The following is a 231-nucleotide window of genomic DNA, read 5'->3' as shown; positions in this document are numbered from 1 at the left end:
CCGCGTCCGATCTGCGTGGCACGACGACCTATGCCAGCTCGACCGCGAGCAGCAACGTGCTGTACTCCGGCGCTGCCGGCGGTACGACCGCTGCGGCTTCGACCACGAAGCTCGGCGGTGTCTCGGGTGTCCTCACCGGCGCCGTGACGCAGGACAACGCCGGTACCCCCGCCAACATCTCCGGCACCACGCTGATCTACGGTGCGAGCGGCGCGCTGACCACGCAGGCCA

The 231-nt window shown here is 70.1% G+C and carries 1 pseudogene; it reads left to right on the top strand.

Annotated elements, in window-relative coordinates:
• Positions 1-231, top strand: a pseudogene (locus AC0L3J_RS38490) (DUF1522 domain-containing protein); the annotation flags it as partial.

This window comes from Bradyrhizobium sp. Kon37 (assembly GCF_055807535.1).
Note: the sequence above shows the minus strand (reverse complement) of the source record. Positions and strands in the feature narration are given on the sequence as shown.